This is a genomic window from Burkholderia sp. (genome assembly GCF_018375725.1).
Classification (GTDB): domain Bacteria; phylum Pseudomonadota; class Gammaproteobacteria; order Burkholderiales; family Burkholderiaceae; genus Burkholderia.
Genome location: NZ_JAHACR010000344.1, coordinates 1 through 4,125 on the forward strand (window position 1 = coordinate 1; position 4,125 = coordinate 4,125).

Genomic DNA, 4,125 nt, shown 5'->3' on the forward strand with positions numbered 1-4,125 from the left:
TGTTCGAGGATACCGGCGAACGCCTGCCGATCATGATCTCGGGCACCGTCACCGACGCGTCGGGCCGCATCCTGTCCGGCCAGACGGTCGAGGCGTTCTGGAATTCGCTGCGCCACGCGAAGCCGCTCACGTTCGGCCTGAACTGCGCGCTCGGCGCGGCGCTGATGCGGCCGTACATCGCCGAACTCGCGAAGCTGTGCGACACGTACGTGTCGTGCTACCCGAACGCCGGGCTGCCGAACCCGATGAGCGACACCGGTTTCGACGAGACGCCCGACGTCACGTCGGGCCTGCTGCGCGAATTCGCGCAGGCCGGCCTCGTGAATCTCGCCGGCGGCTGCTGCGGCACGACGCCGGAACACATCGCCGCGATCGCGACAGCGCTCGCCGATGTGAAACCGCGTCGCTGGCCGAACCAGTACAGCGACGCCGCGTGATCCTCACGCCCGCACGCACGCCCCACAACACACGATTTCGCACCGCCATGACCGATCACACGATGCGCCTTGCCGGCCTCGAGCCGTTCAACGTCACACCCGGGACGCTCTTCATCAACGTCGGCGAACGCACCAACGTCACCGGCTCGAAGGCGTTCGCGCGCATGATCCTCAACGGCCAGTTCGACGAGGCGCTCGCCGTCGCGCGCCAGCAGGTCGAGAACGGTGCGCAGGTGATCGACATCAACATGGACGAGGCGATGCTCGATTCGCAGGCGGCGATGGTTCGCTTCCTGAATCTGATCGCATCGGAACCCGACATCGCGCGCGTGCCGATCATGATCGACTCGTCGAAGTGGGACGTGATCGAGGCGGGCCTCAAGTGCGTGCAGGGCAAGGCGATCGTCAACTCGATCTCGCTGAAGGAAGGCGAGGAAGCGTTCGTGCGTCACGCGAAGCTGATCCGCCGCTACGGCGCGGCGGCCGTCGTGATGGCATTCGACGAGCAAGGCCAGGCCGACACGTTCGCGCGCAAGACCGAAATCTGCAAGCGCTCGTACGACGTGCTCGTGAACACCTGCGGCTTTCCGCCCGAGGACATCATCTTCGACCCGAACATCTTCGCGGTCGCGACCGGCATCGAGGAGCACAACAACTACGCGGTCGACTTCATCGAGGCGACGCGCTGGATCAAGCAGAACCTGCCGTACGCGAAGGTGAGCGGCGGCGTGTCGAACGTGTCGTTCTCGTTCCGCGGCAACGATCCGGTGCGCGAGGCGATCCATACCGTGTTCCTCTACCACGCGATCCAGGCGGGGATGGACATGGGCATCGTCAATGCGGGCCAGCTCGGCGTCTACGCGGAGCTCGACCCGGAACTGCGCGAGCGCGTCGAGGATGTGATCCTGAACCGCCGCGAAGACGCCACCGACCGCCTGCTCGAAGTCGCCGACAAGTTCAAGACCGGCGCCGCGAAGAAGGAGGAGAATCTCGAATGGCGCAACCAGCCGGTCGAGAAGCGTCTCGCGCACGCGCTCGTGCACGGCATCACGACCTTCATCGTCGAGGACACCGAAGAAGCGCGCGCGAAGATCGCCGCGGCGGGCGGCCGCCCGATCAACGTGATCGAAGGCCCGCTGATGGACGGCATGAACATCGTCGGCGACCTGTTCGGCCAGGGCAAGATGTTCCTGCCGCAGGTCGTGAAGTCCGCACGCGTGATGAAGCAGGCGGTGGCGCACCTGATCCCGTTCATCGAGGAAGAAAAGCGCCTGCTCGCGGAAGCGGGCGGCGACGTGCGCGCGAAGGGCAAGATCGTCATCGCGACCGTGAAGGGCGACGTGCACGACATCGGCAAGAACATCGTGTCGGTCGTGCTCCAGTGCAACAACTTCGAAGTGGTCAACATGGGCGTGATGGTCCCGTGCAACGAGATCCTCGCGAAGGCGAAGGTCGAGGGCGCGGACATCATCGGGCTGTCGGGCCTCATCACGCCGAGCCTCGAGGAAATGGCGTACGTCGCATCCGAGATGCAGCGCGACGACTATTTCCGCGTGAAGAAGATTCCGCTGCTGATCGGCGGCGCGACCACGTCGCGCGTGCATACCGCGGTGAAGATCGCGCCGAACTACGAAGGCCCGGTCGTCTACGTGCCGGACGCGTCGCGCTCGGTGTCGGTCGCGTCGAGCCTGCTGTCGGACGAAGGCGCGACGAAGTATCTCGACGAACTGAAGGCCGACTACGACCGCATCCGCGACCAGCACGCGAACCGGAAGGCGCAGCCGATGGTGACGCTGCCCGAGGCGCGCGCGAACAAGACAACGATCGACTGGGCGAACTACCGCCCGGTCAAGCCGAAATTCATCGGCCGCCGCGTCTTCAGGAACTACGATCTGAACGAACTCGCCCACTATATCGACTGGGGCCCGTTCTTCCAGACCTGGGATCTCGCCGGCCCGTATCCGGCGATCCTGAACGACGAGATCGTCGGCGAATCGGCGCGCCGCGTGTTCTCCGACGCGAAGTCGATGCTGGCCCGCCTGATCCAGGGGCGCTGGCTGACCGCAAACGGCGTGATCGCGCTGTTGCCGGCGAACACCGTCAACGACGACGACATCGAGATCTACAAGGACGATTCACGCTCGGAAGTGTTGCTGACGTGGCGCAACCTGCGCCAGCAGAGCGTGCGGCCGGTCGTGGACGGCGTGATGCGCCCGAACCGCTCGCTCGCCGACTTCATCGCCCCGAAGGAATCCGGCGTTGCCGACTACATCGGGATGTTCGCGGTGACGGCCGGCCTCGGCGTGGATGCGAAGGAAAAGCAGTTCGAAGCCGATCACGACGACTACAGCGCGATCATGCTGAAGGCGCTCGCCGACCGCTTCGCGGAAGCGTTCGCCGAGGCGATGCATGCCCGCGTGCGTCGCGAGCTCTGGGGCTACGCGAGCGGCGAAACGCTCGACAACGACGCGCTGATCGCCGAGAAATACGTCGGCATCCGGCCCGCGCCGGGCTACCCGGCCTGCCCGGACCACCTCGTGAAGCGCGACATGTTCGACGTGCTCCAGGCGGACGAAATCGGCATGAGCGTCACCGACGCCCTGGCGATGCTGCCGGCCGCCAGCGTGTCGGGCTTCTATCTCGCGCATCCGGACAGTACCTACTTCTCGGTCGGGAAAATCGGGCAGGATCAGCTCGAGGACTACGCGAAGCGGATGTCGCTGTCGATCGACGAGGCGCGGCGCGCACTCGCGCCGCAGCTCTGACGCCCGCACGGGCCGGCGCGGCCGCGCCGCCCTTTTCTCGGACGAAAAAAAACCCGCTCGAAAGCGGGTTTCTGGCTGGCGGCTGGCCGCACACGGGGATCAGAAACCCCAGTGAATGTCGGCGTTGCCGGCCTTCGCTTCACGCAGCATCGTGAGGAACGGCGCGACGCGTTGCGCCAGGCTCGGCGGCACTTCGTGGTGCGCGCGCTCGGCTTCGTCCTCGTGGAAATGGCCCGCATGCTCGGCACGCTCGTGCGTCGCCTGCGCGACGGCGTTTTCGAGCTTCGAAATCGCCGTGTCCAGTTCTTCGTGCGTAATCACACCGCGCTCGCCGAGTTGCTTGCCGACGAGGCCCAGCACGTACACGGCGAAATCCTTCAACACGTCGAGATCCTGCGCCGCCTTGCTCTTGAACGTAATCATGACTATTCCCTTTTCATCTTGTCGTGTCGGCCGCGCGCCGTCGGAGCGACGCCGGCAGGCCGGCGTCCGACCGCGCGGACGCGGAGCACCTGAGCGGCATATTAGCACCTGTTAAAATTCTGCGATCCCTGAAACGCACGCCCGAAAAGCGTGCCGGCGCGCCGGCGCAAGCGGCCCGCCACCAACACAGCCTTCTACCAGCATGCTGCCAGCACAAAAACTGACCCTCGAAACCCTGCTCGCCGATAGCGTCAAGCAGGTCGCCCAGGCCCTGAAGGGCGATGCCGACGCCGCCTTCGTCACGCCCGCGATCACGCTGGAGCGCCCGAAAGCCGCCGCGCACGGCGACGTCGCATGCAACGTCGCGATGCAGCTCGCGAAACCGCTCGCGTCGAATCCGCGCCAGCTCGCCGAGAAGATCGTCGCGGCGCTGACCGCAAATCCGGCCGCGCAGGATCTCGTCGAAGCCGCCGAAATCGCCGGCCCGGGCTTCATCAACC

3 protein-coding genes and 1 pseudogene are annotated in these 4,125 nt (G+C 65.7%); 3 read left to right on the forward strand and 1 reads right to left on the reverse strand.

Annotated elements, in window-relative coordinates; translation table 11 throughout:
- Window positions 1-437, forward strand: a 437-nt coding sequence (locus KH616_RS22320; protein ID WP_292252085.1) for a homocysteine S-methyltransferase family protein, incomplete at its 5' end; no start/stop codon positions are given.
- A gap of 47 nt (window positions 438-484) precedes the next feature.
- Complete coding sequence (gene metH / locus KH616_RS22325; RefSeq protein WP_292252086.1) at window positions 485-3,202, forward strand: methionine synthase; 2,718 nt, start codon at window positions 485-487, stop codon at window positions 3,200-3,202.
- A 99-nt stretch (window positions 3,203-3,301) separates the two neighbouring features.
- On the opposite strand, the gene KH616_RS22330 is transcribed toward metH, so the two are convergent.
- Window positions 3,302-3,625 carry a DUF1840 domain-containing protein gene (locus KH616_RS22330; protein WP_292252087.1) on the reverse strand — a complete coding sequence of 108 codons (324 nt, stop codon included), beginning with the start codon at window positions 3,623-3,625 and terminating at the stop codon, window positions 3,302-3,304.
- Window positions 3,626-3,827: 202 nt separating this feature from the next.
- Here KH616_RS22330 and argS point away from each other — a divergent pair.
- A pseudogene (argS, locus tag KH616_RS22335) lies at window positions 3,828-4,125 on the forward strand (arginine--tRNA ligase); the annotation flags it as partial.

Excerpts from the sequence above, each read along its gene's own strand:
- metH (WP_292252086.1), top strand. The coding sequence starts at position 485 with ATGACCGATCACACGATGCGCCTTGCCGGCCTCGAGCCGTTCAACGTC.
- KH616_RS22330 (WP_292252087.1), bottom strand. The coding sequence starts at position 3,625 with ATGATTACGTTCAAGAGCAAGGCGGCGCAGGATCTCGACGTGTTGAAG.